This is a genomic window from Caulobacter sp. Root343 (assembly GCF_001425745.1).
In the GTDB taxonomy this organism is placed as follows: Bacteria; Pseudomonadota; Alphaproteobacteria; order Caulobacterales; family Caulobacteraceae; genus Caulobacter.
Window position 1 is genome coordinate 1,072,200 of the sequence record NZ_LMDF01000007.1, and the last position, 16,698, is coordinate 1,088,897.

At 68.5% G+C, this 16,698-nt stretch carries 16 protein-coding genes, 1 tRNA gene and 2 pseudogenes; 8 read left to right on the forward strand and 11 right to left on the reverse strand.

The features are described 5' to 3' along the window. Positions 1 to 44: 44 nt before the first annotated feature. From ASC70_RS17460 to glpK, 4 genes and pseudogenes are all read right to left on the reverse strand, one after another. Positions 45 to 881: an alpha/beta hydrolase gene (locus ASC70_RS17460; protein WP_056052406.1), complete on the reverse strand. Its 837-nt coding sequence runs from the start codon at positions 879 to 881 to the stop codon at positions 45 to 47. Further along, a pseudogene (locus ASC70_RS17465) lies at positions 878 to 2,081 on the reverse strand (Gfo/Idh/MocA family protein). Before ASC70_RS17465 ends, ASC70_RS17460 begins: the two are co-directional and overlap by 4 nt. Then, entirely contained in the window at positions 1,991 to 3,031 is a 1,041-nt protein-coding gene (locus tag ASC70_RS17470; protein ID WP_056052413.1) for an SMP-30/gluconolactonase/LRE family protein, read from the reverse strand. The pseudogene ASC70_RS17465 and the gene ASC70_RS17470 overlap by 91 nt, the downstream one beginning before the upstream one ends. A gap of 87 nt (positions 3,032 to 3,118) precedes the next feature. Then, on the reverse strand, positions 3,119 to 4,609 hold the full coding sequence (gene glpK / locus ASC70_RS17475) for a glycerol kinase GlpK (protein WP_056052416.1): 1,491 nt from the start codon (positions 4,607 to 4,609) through the stop codon (positions 3,119 to 3,121). 160 nt (positions 4,610 to 4,769) lie between these two features. Between glpK and ASC70_RS17480 the strand changes: the two genes are divergently transcribed. The 3 genes from ASC70_RS17480 (at position 4,770) to ASC70_RS17490 (ending at position 7,272) form a co-directional block, all read left to right on the forward strand. Further along, positions 4,770 to 5,855, forward strand: coding sequence for a DUF2336 domain-containing protein (locus ASC70_RS17480; protein WP_047413424.1), 1,086 nt, complete (start codon positions 4,770 to 4,772; stop codon positions 5,853 to 5,855). Positions 5,856 to 5,898: 43 nt separating this feature from the next. After that, on the forward strand, positions 5,899 to 6,681 hold the full coding sequence (locus ASC70_RS17485) for an NAD kinase (RefSeq protein WP_047413422.1): 783 nt from the start codon (positions 5,899 to 5,901) through the stop codon (positions 6,679 to 6,681). A 102-nt stretch (positions 6,682 to 6,783) separates the two neighbouring features. Next, positions 6,784 to 7,272, forward strand: a complete 489-nt coding sequence (locus ASC70_RS17490; RefSeq protein WP_047413420.1) for an Hpt domain-containing protein — start codon at positions 6,784 to 6,786, stop codon at positions 7,270 to 7,272. Here ASC70_RS17490 and ASC70_RS17495 read toward each other — a convergent pair whose 3' ends face one another. The 3 genes from ASC70_RS17495 to ASC70_RS17505 all read right to left on the reverse strand — a co-directional run bounded on the left by ASC70_RS17495 (position 7,273) and on the right by ASC70_RS17505 (position 10,000). Next, entirely contained in the window at positions 7,273 to 8,679 is a 1,407-nt protein-coding gene (locus ASC70_RS17495; protein WP_056052418.1) for a D-arabinono-1,4-lactone oxidase, read from the reverse strand. A 71-nt stretch (positions 8,680 to 8,750) separates the two neighbouring features. After that, positions 8,751 to 9,107, reverse strand: coding sequence for a cytochrome c5 family protein (locus ASC70_RS17500; protein WP_056052423.1), 357 nt, complete (start codon positions 9,105 to 9,107; stop codon positions 8,751 to 8,753). Next, complete coding sequence (locus ASC70_RS17505) at positions 9,107 to 10,000, reverse strand: bifunctional methylenetetrahydrofolate dehydrogenase/methenyltetrahydrofolate cyclohydrolase (RefSeq protein WP_056052426.1); 894 nt, start codon at positions 9,998 to 10,000, stop codon at positions 9,107 to 9,109. Before ASC70_RS17505 ends, ASC70_RS17500 begins: the two co-directional genes overlap by 1 nt. Positions 10,001 to 10,098: 98 nt before the next feature. Here ASC70_RS17505 and ASC70_RS17510 point away from each other — a divergent pair, with 98 nt between their 5' ends. Together ASC70_RS17510 and ASC70_RS26020 are read left to right on the forward strand one after the other, a co-directional pair. Then, entirely contained in the window at positions 10,099 to 11,622 is a 1,524-nt protein-coding gene (locus tag ASC70_RS17510) for an aldehyde dehydrogenase family protein (protein ID WP_056052429.1), read from the forward strand. A gap of 310 nt (positions 11,623 to 11,932) precedes the next feature. Next, a pseudogene (locus ASC70_RS26020) lies at positions 11,933 to 12,238 on the forward strand (hypothetical protein); the annotation flags it as partial. 451 nt (positions 12,239 to 12,689) lie between these two features. Here the strand turns inward: ASC70_RS26020 and ASC70_RS17515 are convergent. Next, positions 12,690 to 13,943 carry a S41 family peptidase gene (locus ASC70_RS17515; RefSeq protein WP_056052432.1) on the reverse strand — a complete coding sequence of 418 codons (1,254 nt, stop codon included), beginning with the start codon at positions 13,941 to 13,943 and terminating at the stop codon, positions 12,690 to 12,692. A gap of 131 nt (positions 13,944 to 14,074) precedes the next feature. Here ASC70_RS17515 and ASC70_RS17520 point away from each other — a divergent pair. The 3 genes from ASC70_RS17520 (at position 14,075) to arfB (ending at position 15,058) form a co-directional block, all read left to right on the forward strand. Beyond that, positions 14,075 to 14,149 (forward strand) — tRNA-Thr (locus ASC70_RS17520). A gap of 28 nt (positions 14,150 to 14,177) precedes the next feature. Further along, positions 14,178 to 14,639 (forward strand): YaiI/YqxD family protein, encoded by a 462-nt coding sequence (locus tag ASC70_RS17525; RefSeq protein WP_047413409.1) that lies wholly within the window; start codon positions 14,178 to 14,180, stop codon positions 14,637 to 14,639. Then, complete coding sequence (arfB, locus tag ASC70_RS17530; protein WP_047413408.1) at positions 14,636 to 15,058, forward strand: alternative ribosome rescue aminoacyl-tRNA hydrolase ArfB; 423 nt, start codon at positions 14,636 to 14,638, stop codon at positions 15,056 to 15,058. Before ASC70_RS17525 ends, arfB begins: the two co-directional genes overlap by 4 nt. Before the next feature lie 12 nt (positions 15,059 to 15,070). Here arfB and ASC70_RS17535 read toward each other — a convergent pair whose 3' ends face one another. From ASC70_RS17535 to ASC70_RS17545, 3 genes are all read right to left on the reverse strand, one after another. Beyond that, positions 15,071 to 15,613, reverse strand: coding sequence for a MarR family winged helix-turn-helix transcriptional regulator (locus ASC70_RS17535; protein ID WP_047413407.1), 543 nt, complete (start codon positions 15,611 to 15,613; stop codon positions 15,071 to 15,073). Between the two features lie 156 nt (positions 15,614 to 15,769). Next, a complete protein-coding gene (locus ASC70_RS17540) occupies positions 15,770 to 15,985 on the reverse strand; it encodes a hypothetical protein (RefSeq protein ID WP_047413405.1) in 216 nt (71 codons plus the stop codon). Between the two features lie 59 nt (positions 15,986 to 16,044). After that, on the reverse strand, positions 16,045 to 16,548 hold the full coding sequence (locus tag ASC70_RS17545; RefSeq protein WP_047413403.1) for a GcrA family cell cycle regulator: 504 nt from the start codon (positions 16,546 to 16,548) through the stop codon (positions 16,045 to 16,047). Positions 16,549 to 16,698 lie beyond the last annotated feature (150 nt).

Here is a 16,698-nt window from a genome sequence, read left to right on the forward strand (position 1 = left end):
AAGAGCCGGAAGCTACACCTAAACCCAAAAGCGATCGTTAATTGCTAGCGCGGCTTCGTCCACCCGTTGTCACTCAGCCAGTTGATCAGCAGGTTCGGCCAGCTCTTCAGCGAGGCCTGCTCCTTGCGGAGACCCATGTTGAACGCATGGCCGCCGGCCTGGAACAGGTGGAGCTCGACCGGAACCTTGGCGGCGCGGAACTTGGGCAGCAGATCCGCCAGCGGCGCGGAGCAGCATTCGTCGTCGTTCGCGGCGATCATGAATGCCGGCGGCGTGTCGGCCGGGACCTTGTCCGGCACGCCCAATGGCCCCGGGTAGACCAGCACCTGGAAGTCGGGTCGGGCGCTGACCTCGTCGATGGCGTCGGTCTTCGGGTCGTTGGCCGCGCCTTGGTAGACTTCCAGGTTCACCAGTTCGCCGCCGGCCGAGAAGCCCATCAGGCCGATCCGCTTGGGATCGATCCCGAACTCAGCGGCATGGCTACGCACGTAGCGAACCGCCCGCACGGCGTCCTGGCGGGCATGGTCGATCGTGTACGGCGAGCCTTCCTCGCGGAACAGCCGATACTTCACGACGAAGACCGCCACGCCCTTGGGGTTCATCACCTTTGCGACGTCGGCGCCTTCGGACGTGATCACCAGAATCCTGTGACCACCACCTGGCAGCACGACGAGAGCCGCGCCATTGGCGACGTCTTTTGGCGGCAGATAGGCCGTGACCGAGGGGTTGTTGACGCTCTTTAGCCAATAGTCGGCCGCCTGCTCGCGGATGGCCTTTCGGCTTTCGAAACCCGGCGCGCCGTTGGGCCAAAGCGGGATCTGCTGCTGGGCCAACGCCAGGCCGGGCAAGAGCAAGGCGGCGATGAAGACCAGTGTCCTCACAGCTTCACCGTCCGTCCCTCACGCGCGGACCGATAGATGGCCTCGATGATGCGCAGGTCCTTCAGTCCTTCCTCGCCCGACACGATCGGCTCGCGACCGGTCAGGATGCATTCCGAGAGATGGTCCAGCTGGGCGGAGAACTGGTTCGTCTTGGTCGGCGCCGGTTCGCGGGGCGTAGGCGGTCCGCCCAGCTGCGTCCGCATCGACTGGCCCTGGTAACTCGTCGCCGGATCGATCTCGACGAAGCCCTTGGGCCCGGTGACACGGTAACGGTTGAAGTTCGCGCTGTAAGCCGAATAGCAGTTGGCCGTCGCCCCCGACGGAAAGAGAAGCTGGAAGCTGATGATATCCTCCACCTCCTTGAAGCGCGGGTCCGAGCGGTCGGTGGATTCCATGGCGTTGACGGCCACCGGCTCCTCGCCGGTCAGGTAGCGAGTGGCGTTCAGGCTGTAGATGCCGATGTCCATCAGGCTGCCGCCGCCGGCCAGGGCCTTGTTCAGTCGCCATTGCTTGGGATCACCGATCGTGAAGCCATGGTCGGCCACTATCGTCCGCACAGGGCCCAGCGCGCCATCGCGCACCAGCTTGATGGCCTCGATGTTGTGGGCCTGGAAGCGGCTGCGATAGCCGATCATCAGCTTGCGGCCGGCGGCCTTGCAGGCGGCGATCATCGCCTGGCAATCGGCCGCCGTGGCCGCCATCGGCTTCTCGCACATCACGTGCTTGCCCGCCTTAGCCGCCCGCTCGGTGAAGGTCCGGTGCAGGCTGTTGGGCGTGATGATGTAGACGATATCGACGTCGGGATTGTCGGCGATCCGGTCGAAGGTCTCGTAGCTGTAGCGATGGCTTTCCGGGATTCCATACTGCTCGCCGAAGGTCTTCAGCTTCTCGGGCGTGCCGCTGACCAGGGCGACGAGGCGCGACTGCTCGCACTCGGCGAACCGCGGCATGATGATCCGGGTCGCATAATAGCCCAGACCCAGAATCGCGTAGCCCAGCTTGCGGTTCGGATCGGCCGCGCCGGCGCGGAGCGGCAGCGCGGCGACCCCCGCCGCGAGGCCGGCCGCGAGGAAGGTTCTTTTGCTCATCGGATCCATGATGTCCTCCTATCAGACAGCGCCGGACGTCCTGGTGCGCAGCCGCGCCAGGACATGGTTGGATGTCAGGAACAGCGTCTTGCCGTCGTCGCCGAACGTGCAGTTGGCGATCGGAAAGCCCGTCTCGATCACGCCCAGCAGCTTGGCCTCGGGCGTCAGAATCAGCACGCCGCCCGGCCCGGTCGCGAACAGCCGTCCCTTGGCGTCGACCCGCATGCCGTCAGGCAGGCCCGGCCCGCCGGCCTTCAGCAACTCGGCGGCGTCGAAGAACAGCTTGCGACTGGCCGGCAGGCCGTCGCTCCCCAGGTCGTAGGCCATGATCACTGGACCCTTCGGATCCGAGACGGCGACATAGAGACGCTTTTCGTCCGGCGACAGCGCTAGGCCGTTCGGGAAGGTCAGCTTGTCGTCGACAACCGCCACCTCGCCGTTCGGCCGGCGCAGATAGACGCCGTTGAACGCCAGTTCCTTGATCGGTGAAGCGTCGAGCCCCTCCAGACCATACGGCGGATCGGTGAAATAGAGCGTGTCCTTCAGCGCGCCGCGCCGGGCGACGATCACGTCGTTGGGGCTGTTGAACCGCTTGCCCTGGTAGCGGTCCACGATAACCGTCTTCTTCTTGCTGGTTCGATCGAGTCTCGAGACCGCGCGGTTGCCGTGGTCGCAGAGCACGACTTCGCCGGCGGGGTCCAGGGTCATGCCGTTGACGCCGGGTTCGCGAAAGGCGGTGGTTGGCAGGCCGTCATAGCCGGACGGCTTGAGGAAGACCGTCTTGCCGTCCTTCTCGCTCCACCGGTACATCGTGTTGCCCGGCACGTCCGAGAACAGCAGGTAGCCGCCATCGCGGATCCAGACCGGCCCCTCGGACCAGATCATGCCGTCGGCGAGCTGTTCGATCACCGCGTCCGGCGCGATGATCTCGTCTAGTTCAGGCGACAGGCGGCGGACGCGGCCGATGTGGGGATAGGCGGGGGGCGCGGCTTCCGCGATCATCGATCGTCCTCCGGCGATCAGGGCGACGCCGGCGCTCAGCACGGCGCGTCGGGTAGTCATGGCGGATCTCCGCTTCTTGATTGGCCCAAGCTGGCAAGGCTCGAGCCTAGAAATCATGACAGCGATGTCACCGCAACCTCAGTGCGACTAAAGTCGCACACGGGGCACGGCGTCCAGCCAGCGGGCGTAGGCCGCCTCGCGCTCGTGTTCCTTCATCCCCGGCGTCAGGGTCTCGGCGGCGGGGCTGACTTCGGCGGCTTCCTCGACCGAGGCGTAGAGCCCCGCGCCCACTCCCGCGAACAGGGCCGCGCCCAACGCGGTCATCTCCTGATAGCTGGCCCGTCGCACCGGGACGCCCGTCAGGTCGGCCAGGCGCTGAGAGAACCAGGCGCTCTTGGACATGCCGCCGTCGATGCGCATCTGCGCGGCCTCGCCGAACGCCGAGGGCGCGTCGGCCCGCATCGCCTCGATCAGGTCGCGGCTCTGCAAAGCGCAGGAGTCGAAGGTCGCGGCGGCGATCTCGGGCAGGCCGGCGTCGCGGGTCAGGCCGAAGATCCCGCCCCGCGCGTCGGCGTCCCACCACGGCGCGCCCAGACCGGTGAACGCCGGCACGACGACGACGCCATGGTCGGCCTTTGCCGCTCGCGCCAGGGCCTCGGCGGCGCGGGGACCGCCGGTGATCCCCAACCCCTCGCCCAGCCATTGGATCGCGGCGCCGGCGACGAAGATCGAGCCCTCCAGGGCATAGGTCGTCCGCCCGTTCACCCGCGCCGCCACCGTGGTCAGCAGGCGCGAGCGCGAGATCGGGCGGTCCTCGCCGGTATTGATCAGCATGAAGCAGCCGGTGCCGTAGGTGGCTTTCATCTGGCCCGGCGCCACGCACCCCTGCCCCATCAGCGCCGCCTGCTGGTCGCCGGCCACGCCTCGGATCGGGACCTCGCGGCCCAGGATCGTGGACTCGGTCGCGCCGTAGTCGTCGACGCAGTCCAGCACCTTGGGCAGCAGGGCGCCCGGTACGTCGAAGAGGTCCAGCATCTCCGCGGACCAGGCCTGGGCGGCGATGTCGAACAGCAGGGTGCGGGAGGCGTTGGTGGCGTCGGTGGCGTGCACCGCCCCGCCCGTCAGCCGCCAGATCACCCAGCAATCCATGGTGCCGCAGAGGAGTTCGCCGGCCTCGGCTCTAGCCCGAGCTCCGGGAACCTTGTCGAGGATCCAGGCGACCTTGGTCCCCGAGAAATAGGGATCCAGCAACAAGCCCGTCACTTCCGTCACGCGCGGCTCGTGACCTTCGACCTTCAGCTTGGCGCAGACCTCCGCCGTGCGCCGGTCCTGCCAGACGATCGCCGGATGGATCGGCCGGCCGGTCTCGCGGTCCCAGATCACCACCGTCTCGCGCTGGTTGGTGATGCCGATCGCGGCGACGTCGGCCAGCCGGCCCGAGCTCTCCGTCGCCTCGCGCAGCACCGCCACGCAGGCGGCGTAGATCTCCTCGGCGTCGTGCTCGACCCAGCCGTCGGCGGGATAGCTCTGGCGCAACGGCCGCGAAGCTTCAGCCAAGGGTTGGCCGGCGCGGTCGAACAGGATGGCCCGGGTGCTGGTCGTGCCCTGGTCCAGAGCCAGGATCAGGTCTTGGGTCACGTATCCTCCGCTCAAGCTTGCGACATCTCGACGCAATCCAGGGCGTCGGTGTTCTTGGCCTGTTTAAGCATGTTTTCATTTGGGGGCCGCAAGGTCATCCTTATCGGGTCTTCCGGATTCGAGGAGGCTGGTCATCCAAGCCGTCGAAATCGCTTCGCTCATGAAGCTGGCCCGCAGTCGCGAGGCCGGAGATCGCGAGCGGCTGCTCACCGGAATCATCGATCTCTGCGAGGCCGGTCAGGCCAGCGGCGAGCCGACCCATCCCGACATCCAGGCCCTGCTCAATTCGATCTTCATGACCCTGGTGGTCGAGGCCGAACGCGACATCCGTCACCGACTGTCCGAGCGCCTGGCCGACGCCGAGTGGGCGCCTTCGGCCCTGATCAACATCATGGCGCTGGACGAGATCGAGATCGCCCGCCCGATCATCGCCCGCAGCCCCGTGCTGCAGGATCACGACCTGATCCGCCTGCTGGTCCAGGCCACGCTCGAGCACCAGATCGAGATCGCCCGCCGCCCGAGGCTGCCCGCCCCGGTGGTCGAGGCGATCCTCAGCCGCGACGAGCCGGCCGTGCTGACGGCGCTGGCCTCGAACGACACGGCCGAGATCTCGCCCGACGCCATGGGGCGCCTGGTGGACCGTTCGCGCGAGATCGTCGCCCTGCGCTCGCCGCTGGCGCGCCACCCCAGGCTTTCCAGCGAGCTGGCCGAGCAGCTCTATCTGCTGGTCGGCCGCACGCTTCGCGACACCCTGACCAGCCGCTTCAGCCTCGACCCGACCAAGATGCAGGCCGCGGTCGACGAGGCCCTTCGCGCCTCGCATCGCGGCGACTCCGACAGCGAGGTCGGCCCGGTCGAACTCGACGAGGACCGCGAGGAAATGGAGCGCTCGTTGATCGAGAAGCTCGACTCCGCCGGTCAGCTGAGGCCGGGCTATCTGCTGCGGGTGCTGCGCGAGGGCCGCCTGCAGCTGTTCGTCATGGCCCTGGCGCGCCTGGGCAAGTTCGAAGCCGCCCAGATCCGCCGCGCCATCGACAGCGGACGTCCCGAACTCCTGGCCCTGGCCTGCTCGGCCGTGGGCATCGACCGCAGCGTGTTTCCGACCATCCTGGAGCACGTGCGCCAGCTGAATGGCGGCCGTCCCGGCGGCGGCGAGGAGGGCGTGCGGCGCGCTGCCAGCGCCTTCGGCCCGTTCACCCCGGACATCGCCGGCATGGCATTCCGGCAGGCCGTCGGCTCGGCCTAGGCTGTCGTTTGACAAGCGGGCGGGCTTCCCGCCTTTTGGCGCCATGTACCAGCCGCAACCGTTCGTGACTCGCCTTTCCTTCAAGGCCAGCGATCGGCCCGAAGCCCAGGAAGCGCGCGAACGCCTGACGGCCCGCTACGGCGATGTCGGCGAGGAGAACGCCCAGACGATCGTCGCGCTCGGCGGCGACGGCTTCATGCTGGAGACCCTGCACGAGGCGATCGCCAGCCAGACGCCGATCTACGGCATGAACCGCGGCTCGGTCGGATTCCTGATGAACGAGTACAGCGAGGACGGCCTGCTGGAGCGGATCAACGCCGCCGAACGGGCCGTCATCCATCCGCTGGCCATGGTCGCCATCGACTCGCGCCGGACCCAGCACCGGGCCCTGGCGATCAACGAGGTCTCGCTGCTGCGCCAGACCCGCCAGACCGCCAAGCTGCGCATCTCGATCGACGGCAAGGTGCGGATGGGCGAGCTGGTCTGCGACGGAGCCCTGCTGGCCACCCCGGCCGGATCGACGGCCTACAATCTGTCGGCCCACGGCCCGATCATCCCGATCGACGGCCGGGTCCTGGCCCTGACGCCGATCAGCGCCTTCCGCCCCCGCCGCTGGCGTGGGGCCCTGCTGCCGCAGTCGGCCCGCGTGACCTTCGAGATCCTGGAGGCCGACAAGCGTCCCGTCAGCGCCGTCGCCGACAATTTCGAGGTCCGCGACGTGATGGAGGTCCACATTTCCGAGGACCGCGGCACGTCGCTCGCCATGCTTTTCGACGCCGGCCGCAGTCTGGAAGAAAGAGTTCTGGCCGAACAGTTCTCCGCCTGATTTGCCCCCTGAGACGTTGGGTCGCAGAAACCCTGGTCTCATTCAATATTAACGCCTGCTATGTTAGCAGTTCCCAACTATCCGCCGCTGGGGAGGCGACCCGTGACGAATAAGACCACCGCTGAGGTGATCCAGGTGCCGAACATGCTCAAGCTCAAGGTGGGCGGGCGCGGCGGCATCGACATGGCCGCGATCGCCAAGGCCGAGGCCGCGCTGAAAAGCCTGTCCGGCAACTTCGCCCAATGGCTGAATGACGAGATCGTCAAGCTGGAAGCCGCGCGTCAGGGCGTGCGCACCGAGGGCCTGAATGCCCAGACGGTCGAGACCCTTTATCTGCGCGCCCATGACCTGAAGGGCCTGGGCGCCACCTACGAGTTCCCGCTGATCACTCGGCTGGCCGCCTCGCTGTGCAAGCTGATCGACGATCCGGACACCCGCCTTTCGGCGCCGATGTTCCTGGTCGACGCCCATATCGACGCGATCAAGGCCTGCGTCCGCGACGACATCAAGGTCGACTCCCATCCCGTGGGCAAGGCCCTGATCACCGAGCTGGAAGCCCGGGTCGCCGACTATCTCGGCAACGCCGCCTAGTTACGTCAGGCCGAACAGGCCTTTCAGGTACGGGTTCAGCATCCGACCTTCCGGATCCAGGCCCTGGCGCACGGCCAGGAAGTCCTTCCAGCGCGGATAGATCGCCGCCAGCTGCCCGTCGTTCAACGTGTGCAGCTTGCCCCAGTGCGGCCGGCCGTCGTAGCGCCGGAAGATTGGCTCGATCAGCTGATACAGGAAGCTGAAGTCGTCGCGGTAATAGGCGTGCACCGCCACCGAGCCGCGCGGCCCGCCCTGGAACGGCGACAGCCAGGCGTCGTCCGGCGCGATGCGGCGCGCCTCGATCGGGAAGAAGACGTCCGGCCGCTCCTTCTCGATGGTCCGGACGACCTCGGCCAGCGCCTTCAGCTGGTTCTCGACCGGCAGGTGGAACTCCATCTCGTTGAAGCGCACCGGCCGTTCGGTCGACAGCAGCTTCCAGCCTTCGTCGACGGCGGTCTCGGGCTTGACGCTCGACAGCAGGGCCTTGGCGGCCGCCTTGCGCAGCGGCGTGGCGAACCCCAGCAGGTTGCGTAGGCCCCGCAGGGCCTGAAGGAACTCGGTGTCCTGGTCGGGTCCGCGCGCTTCGACGGCATCGTCGGTCTCGTCGTGGCTGATATTGGCCGCCAGCCCGGTGAACGGCACGGCGTAGAATTCGAAGTTGCGGTGTTGGGCCCAGCGCTGCTCGGCCTTGGCCAGGGCCTCTTCGAGCGGCTCCAGCCAGACGCGGCGGCGCAGGCGGCGATTGGCGCTGGTCCTGATCCGCACCTGGGTGACGACGCCCAGCGCCCCCAGCGAGACGCGGGCGGCCTGGAAGACTTCCGAGTTCGTGGTCGCGTCGGCGTCGATGACCTTGCCCGAGGGCGTGACCAGGCGCAGGCCGGTGACGTCGCCGTGCAGCGCCTTGATGGTCTGGCCCGTGCCGTGGGTGCCGGTGCTCAGCGCTCCGCCCAGCGATTGCTTGTTGATGTCGGGCAGGTTCGGCAGCGCCCGCCCCTTCTCGGCCAACAGCGGACCCAAGGCGCCCAGCCGCGTGCCGGCGCGGACGGTGGCCTCGTCGCCCTCCCAGCCGACGATCCCGGCCATGGCGTCCAGCGAGACCAGGGTCCCGTCGGTCGGGGCCAGGGCGGTGAAGGAGTGGCCGGCGCCCACCGGTCGGATCGGGGCCTGCGCGACCTTGAGGATCGCGGCCAGCTCGCCCTCGTCCTTGGGAGCCAGGCGGGCGGCGGGATAGGCGTGCTGCACGCCGGACCAGTTGCGCCACAGCAGCTTGCCCCGGGGATCGACCGAGGCCGGCGACGGCGGTTCGGGCTTGTCTCCGGTGGCGACGACATAGGCCGCGCCCGCGCCGCCGGCGACCACCGCCGCTCCGGTTCCACCCGCGATCAGGGCCCCGCGCCTGGAGATCATGCCGCCCCCTCTTACTTTTCTTGGAGCATGACGGGCGCCGAAACCGCTGACACTTTCGGCTGTCATGCTCTCTATTTCGCGGAGTCTTCGCGCCCCGCCATGAAGCGTATCAGGGCCTGGAAATCGGCGGGGGTGCAAGTCGCGCACTGGCCGGTGGCCGGCATGGCGTTGAAGCCCTGCACCGCGTGGTCCAGCAGCACGGCCTCGCCCTGCTTCCAGCGCGGGTCCCAGGCGGCGCGGTCGTGGACCAGCGGCGCGCCCGTGCCGGGAATGGCGTGGCAGGCGTGGCACGTGGTCTCGTACAGCGCCGACAGGCGAGCGTCGGCCGGACGCAGGGCCAGGGCCTGCTCGGGTGTCGGGGGCGGCGGCTTGGCCCCACAAGCCGAGAATATCAGGGCGGACGCGGCGAGGACTAACGCCGCTCTCATTACGCGATCCCCGACAGGCGCTTGGCGGCCGTCAGCGTGTTGGCCAGCAAGCAGGCGATCGTCATCGGCCCCACGCCACCCGGCACCGGCGTGATCGCGCCGGCCACGGCCTTGGCCTCGTCGAAGGCCACGTCGCCCACCAGTCGGGTCTTGCCGGCCGCGGCGGCTTCCGGGTCGCGGGCCGGGAAGCGAGTAATGCCGACGTCGATGACCACCGCGCCCGGCTTGATCCAGTCGGCCTTGACCATCTCGGCCCGGCCGACGGCGGCGACGACGATGTCGGCCTGGCGAACGATCCCTGGCAGGTCCTGGCTGCGCGAGTGGGCGATGGTCACGGTGCAGTCGGCGGCCAGCAGCAGCTGGGCCATGGGCTTGCCCATCAGGTTCGAGCGGCCGATGACCACGGCGTTCTTGCCCTTCAGGTCGTCGACCACGTCCTTCAGCAGCAGCATGCAGCCCAGCGGCGTGCAGGGGGTCAGGGCCGGCAGGCCGCTGGCCAGGCGGCCGGCGTTGGTCACGGTCAGGCCATCGACGTCCTTGTCCGGCGACAGGGCCGCCACGACGTCCGCTTGGCTGATGTGCGGCGGCACCGGGAACTGGACCAGAACGCCGTGGATCTTCGGATCGGCGTTCAGCTTGGCGACCAGGGCCAGCAGGTCGTCCTGCGTGGTTTCGGCCGGCAGGCGGTGGGTCTCGGAGTACATGCCCGCTTCCTGCGTCTGCTGCCCCTTGCTGCGGACATAGACCTGGCTGGCGGGGTCCTCGCCGACCAGCACCACGGCCAGGCCGGGGGTGATCCCGTGCTCGGCTTTCAGGGCGGCGACCTCCTGCGCGACCTTGGCCCGCAGATCGGCCGCGAAGGCCTTGCCGTCGATGATCGTCGCCTGGGTCATGGGGGTTCTCCTGCCTGGCCCGTCCCTAGCGGCTCGTTGCATGGCATGCAACGTCGAGGACTTGACCCCGCTCCGCCTCGGGCGTGTCCTCCGGGCCCATGACCCAAGCGTTCCCGACTCCCGCCGCCCACGCTCGCGAGGTGCTCGCCAAGCTGGGCGTTCTCGCCCTGCCCGCCGACGGCGGACAGCCCGTCCGCGGCCCGATCGACGGCGCCATCCTAACCCACGTGGCCTATGACGACGCCCGCGAGATCGAGGCCAAGGTGGCCGCCGCTTGCCGCGCCTTCGAGGCCTGGCGCGTCGTCCCAGCCCCGCGCCGAGGCGAGCTGGTTAGGCTGTTCGGCGAGGAGCTGCGCGCCGCCAAGCCCGACCTCGCCGCCCTGGTCAGCCTGGAAGCCGGCAAGATCGCCTCGGAGGCGGCCGGCGAGGTCCAGGAGATGATCGACATCTGCGACTTCGCCGTCGGCCTGTCGCGCCAGCTGCATGGCCTGACGATCGCCTCCGAACGGCCGGGCCACGCCATGCGCGAGACCTGGCACCCGCTGGGCCCGGTGGCGGTGATAAGCGCCTTCAACTTCCCGGTCGCCGTCTGGGCCTGGAACGCCTGCCTGGCCCTGGTCTGCGGCGATCCGGTGATCTGGAAGCCGTCCGAGAAGACGCCGCTGACCGCCCTGGCGACCCACGCCGTCCTGCAACGCGCCCTGGCCCGATTCGAGGACGCGCCGGAAGGCCTGGCCTGCGTTGTCCTGGGCGGTCGCGACGCCGGCGAGCGCCTGGCTCGCGATCCGCGCATCCCGCTGGTCAGCGCCACCGGTTCGACCCGGATGGGCAAGGCGCTCGCGCCGCTGGTCGCCGAACGCTTCGGCCGCTCGATCCTGGAGCTGGGCGGCAACAACGCCATGATCGTCGCCCCCTCGGCCGACTTGTCCCTGGCCCTGCGCGCCATCGTCTTCTCGGCGGCCGGCACCGCCGGCCAGCGCTGCACCAGCCTGCGCCGCCTGATCGTCCACGAGAGCCTCGTCGACAAGGTCTCGGGCGCCGTCGAGGCGGCCTTCCAGCGCCTGCCGGTCGGCGATCCGCGCCAGGCCAAGACCCTGCTGGGCCCGCTGATCGATCGCGCCGCTTACGAAGCGTTCGTCGAGGCCATGAACCAAGTCCGCGCCGAGGGCGGGAGCGTCAGCGGCGGCGAACGCCTGCTGATCGACGAGCATCCGGACGCCTTCTATGTCCGTCCGGCCCTGGCCCGACTGCCGGCCCCCGCGCCTTGCCTGCGGCGCGAGACCTTCGCCCCGCTGCTGCACGTCGTTCCGTATACGGATTTCGACGAGGCGGTGGCGATCCAGAACGACGTTCCCCAGGGCCTGTCCTCCTGCGTGATGACCAACGACGTCCGTGAGGCCGAGGGCTTCCTGTCGGCGGCGGGCAGCGATTGCGGCATCGCCAACGTCAATATCGGCCCCTCCGGCGCCGAGATCGGCGGCGCGTTCGGCGGCGAGAAGGAGACCGGCGGCGGCCGCGAGAGCGGCTCCGACAGCTGGAAGCAGTACATGCGGCGACAGACGGCGACGGTGAACTATTCGGGAGCGTTGCCGCTGGCCCAAGGGGTGCGGTTCGATCTGTAGGGTCCGGTCACTGGCCCCCTCCGCGCCCGCGGCGCTCCTCCCCGGAGGGGAAAGAAGGACGGCGCGCGAACCTTCCGCCCCCTCCGGGGGCGGACGACCACGCGCAGCGTGGTCAGGTGGGGGCAAGTGACATCGTCCTCACGCGGCTTGCCGCTGAAGGGATGGAAAGGGACGCGGAGCGCCGGGCGCCGCCCGGAGTGTGAGTAGTTTGATACCGTTTCGACGAAGCCAGACGCTCCGCGCGACCGTTATNCTGAAGGGATGGAAAGGGACGCGGAGCGCCGGGCGCCGCCCGGAGTGTGAGTAGTTTGATACCGTTTCGACGAAGCCAGACGCTCCGCGCGACCGTTATCCGCCAGCGTCCCGTCAGGTGGCCCTGTTCAGGCCTTACCGGGACCCGGGCTCCTCCGTTTCCGGAAGCTCCCGGAGGTCGAAGAGAGCGAGCCAATACAGGCTAAGACACACCCTTTCGCCTTCAACCACGCCGACGGCGGGCGGGTTCAGCCAGCACGCTGAAGCCCCGGACCGTCCGAGTATCCCCCTCGGACCTGCACCGCTCGATCGCCCCCCGCCGCCGCAATCGGTCGCTGGCCATGCGCCCTTTCCTCGCGACGAGNCCGGACCGTCCGAGTATCCCCCTCGGACCTGCACCGCTCGATCGCCCCCCGCCGCCGCAATCGGTCGCTGGCCATGCGCCCTTTCCTCGCGACGAGGTGAGAAGAGCATACGGCGGTTTTTTGGACCGAGGACGAGAAGGGCTGAACGCTCGTGCCTTCCATCATCCCTCTCTCTGAGAGAGAGGGAGGGGCCCATGCGCAGCATGGGAGGGTGAGTGGTTACACCGCCCACCGATAAATCCTGAAAATTCAGCGAGATGCGCGAAATCCCCCACCGGCTTCGCCTAACCTCTCACCCTCCCACGCCTGCGGCGCGGGCCCCTCCCTCTCTCAAAGAGAGAGGGGTTCTCCCCCACCGGCTTCGCCTAACCTCTCACCCTCCCACGCCTGCGGCGCGGGCCCCTCCCTCTCTCAAAGAGAGAGGGGTTCTATGCCCGCGCTCCGACGAGCTTACGGCCGCCAACGCCCTTCCAGCAGCGCCCGCTCGGCCGCCTCCAGCGGCAGGTCGCGGCCGGCGCGGACGGCCTCCAGCGTCTGGGCGACGGGAAGGTCCGGCTTGACGCCGACGCCCTCGAGACGGCGACCATCGGGCGTGAGGTAGTCGGCCACGGCGACGTCGACGAAACCGCCGCCCGGCAACGGATAGCTTCGAGCGGCCAGCACCGCGCCGGCGGTCTCGGCGCCGACCAGGCGGCCACGATGGTGGTATCGCAGGGCGTAGGCCGTGATCTCGGCGGCGCTGGCGCTTGTCGGACCGATCAGCACCACCAGCGGTCCGTCGTATCGCATCGAGGACTGGCGTGTGACGGAGGAGCGAGTCGAATGGCGCGCGACCGACCGGCCCAGGTTCGTTCCAGGTTCCAGGAAATAGCTGGAGATCTCGACCTGCGCCGTCACCAGGCCCCCGCTATTGCTCCGCAGATCCAGGATCATGCCGCGCGGGGGCGGATCGGCGAGGTTGCGCGCCAGCCAGGCGACCGACGCCTTGTCGAACGCGTCGAACCGCAGCACGCGAACGCCGCTGGGAAGGTCGGCTCGGGCTTGCGGGGCGGGCCTTTCGCCCCGTTCCAGGTCGAACTCGACCTGGCGGGACGAGCCGCCCCGGCTCAAGATCACGGTGGCGTGCGGGCAGCCGTCGCGCGAATTGGTCGTGGCGAGTTTCTGGAGGCCGTCGCCTGGCGCGATCCCGAGCCGCTCGGCCGAGCTTCCACGCCGCACGGCGTCCACGAGCATGAACGACCCGCCCCGACGACGCACCTCGGTGAAGTGGAAGCCGAAATCGCTTCTATTGGGCGCATCCAGGCAGCTTTCGTTTTTCGGTCGCGGCGCCGTCGCGACCTGGCCGCCATTGGACGTGATCACCGGGGTCGGCGGCGGTAGCACCGACACATGCGACGTTCCCGCCTGCCGCAGCATGTTGTCCAGCACGTTGATGTACAGCGCGATCTCGAAGGGCTGCGCCTTGACCAGCGGCCGATAGGCGTCGCGGATCTTGCGCCAACGGGCATGGTCGAACTTCGGGTCGTAATACTTCTCGTCGACCGTCTTCCAGGCGACGTCGAAGATCCGCTCATAGCGGGCGATCCGCGCCGCTTCGGGGTGGCGCCGCGCCCAGTCGGCTTGGTAGGCCTTCCAGCCGTACAGGCCGGCGGCCAGGCCCGCTATGCCGGCGACGACAACCGCCGCCCATGTACGCCTGCGCACTTCAAACCACCCCCGGTTGCGCATCCGGCATAGCGAGCGTGCGGGACGAGCGCAAGGCGCGAGCATCCCAGCCATTGCCCGCGTCCCCTCGCCTCGCTAAGGAAGACGCCCGTCCGGCGATCGCCGGGCAAGCCGGCTTAGCACAGCGGTAGTGCAGCGGTTTTGTAAACCGAAGGTCGCGGGTTCGATTCCTGCAGCCGGCACCATTTTTCCAAACGCTCGTCCAGGTCCCCGATGGCCGCCACCCTCTTCATCGACGCCGACGCCTGTCCCGTGAAGGACGAGTGTTACAAGGTCGCCGCCCGCCATGGCTTCAAGACCTTCGTGGTGTCCAACAGCTGGATCCGCGTGCCGCTGACGCCGGTGATCGAGCAGGTGGTGGTCGACGCCGGTCCCGACATCGCCGACGACTGGATCGCCGAGCGCTGCGGTCCCGGCGACGTGGTGGTGACCAACGACATCCCCCTGGCCGACCGAGTGCTGAAGGCCGGCGGCGCGGCGGTGGCCCCGAACGGCCGGGTGTTCTCGGCCGACATGATCGGCTCGGCCCTGGCCTCACGGTCGATCGGCGAGCACCTGCGCTCGATGGGCGAGGTCACCAAGGGCCCCGCCGCCTTCGCCAACGCCGACCGCTCGCGATTCCTGCAGGCGCTGGACCAGCTGGTGGTCAAGGCCAGGCGCGCGGTTCCGCGATGATCGAGATCACCTCCTGGCTGCGGATCGACGAGGACGAGCTGGCCTGGAAGGCCACGCGCGCCTCGGGCCCCGGCGGCCAGCACGTCAACAAGACCTCGACGGCGATCGAGCTGCGCTTCGACGTCCGGAACTCCCCCGCCCTGCCCGAGGACGTCAAGGCGCGGCTGGAGACCCTGGCCGGCAGTCGCCTGACCCAGGACGGGGTGCTGATCCTGTTCGCCCAAGGCTCCCGCTCGCAGGAGATGAACCGCCAGGAGGCCTTGGAGCGCCTGGTCGAGCTGATCCGCCGCGCCACCGAAAAGCCCAAGCCCCGCAAGGCGACCAAGCCCACCTATTCCAGCAAGCTGAAGCGACTGGAAGGCAAGACCAAGCGCGCGACCGTGAAGTCGATGCGTGGGAAGCCTCGCGGCGACGACTAGCGGCCTTGAGCCCTAGGCCGTTTCCGGCGGGGCCGGCGTCGAGAACGCGATGATGTCCTGCTTCCAGTCCGGCTCGACGATCAGGCCGGTCAGCATCTTCTGCAGCGAGCGGGTCATGGCCGCCTGCTCTTCCGTGGTCAGGTTGGAGCAGATGTCGCGGTTCAGCGGCCGGATCTCGGCGCGGATCTTCTCCAGCAGCGTGCGGCCGGTGTCGGTGAGGCAGACGACGACGATGCGGCGGTCGCTGGCCGAGGCCTCGCGCGCCACCAGGCCGTCGGCGATCAGGCTGTCGACCGAACGCGTCAGCGTCGTGCGGTCGGTGGCCGCCAGCTTGGCCAGCCGCGTCATCGACAGGTCGCCGAACCGGCGCAGCGAGATCATCGCCACCCACTTGGCGAAGGTCAGGCCGTGCCGGGCCAGCAGGTCCGCCGCCATGGCGCGGCGATGCTGCTCGGTCTGGTACAGCAGATAACTGAGATAGCTTGGTAACGGCAGCGCGTGGTCGTCGACCACGTCGGCGCGCCTGCCCTCTTCGCGCCTGTCCCCCTCACGCATAATTTGTTCCGCCCCCACAAAACGGCGATCTGTGTGTCACAAGGTTAACGACCACGCAATCTGCGGTGTCCGTTCTGGAAACGAAAAACCCCGCGAAAGGCTTCGCGGGGTCATCTCTTTCAATTTATGCGGGAATTTGACCCGTATGGAGCGACCTCAAGCGTCCGCGGAGGCGCGGTTGCGGGTGCGGGCGCGGGTCAACCAGTCGTCCGGATAGGTCTCGCGCACGGTGATCGACTTGAACTGGGTGACCGGGATGCGGGCGTGGTCGCCGGGGTTGAGGTCGCGCGACACCGAGTGGCCGGCGAACTCCTCGATGATGGTGATCACTTGGCTGCTGCCGGCGGCGTTCTCGATCAGGACCATGTTCATGGGTTTCGGCTCGGTGATCTCGAGGATGAGGGGATGTCGGTGGAAGGCGCGGACGGCGTTCAGGCCAGGCTAGGCTGGACGCGTTCCTTCAGGCCCTTGAGCGCCCAGGCCTCGACGGCCTTGCTGGAGCCGAGGCGGCGGAAGGCGCCCTGGCTGTGCTGCTCGCAATACGATCCGCGAGCGCTGGTCTTGGGACGACCGCAGAAGCCGAAGTCGTCGTTCTCGGGATGGCCGATCGGCCAGCGGCACGAGTGGGCGCCCAGGCCCAGGATGCCCGAGGTCGGCAGCAGGTCCTCCTCGGTGCGCTCGAAGCGCGGGGCGACGTGCGGAGCGGCGGTAGTTTCGCGGGTCGGCCGCTGACGGGCCTGGATCCGCGTCGGAGCGCGGCCGGTGGTGATGCGCTGACGGACCGGAGTCTCGCGGACGGTGATGCCCAGACGGTGCACCTTGCCGATCACCGCGCTACGGCTGACGCCGCCCAGGTGGCGCGCCACCTGGCTGGCGCTGAGGCCCTCGAGCCACAGCTTCTTCAGCGTCGCGGTGCGTTCTTCGCTCCAGTCCATGATCTTGTTTCCCAGCCCAAACCGGAGCCAGCCCGCTCCGTGAGAAATGGGTAAGATTTATGGTTAACGACCGTCAAACGTTTATGTGCAGACCCACGGTTTGCGATTTCACTTTTCACGAGAAGAATCACGTAGATACCGACGATTGTC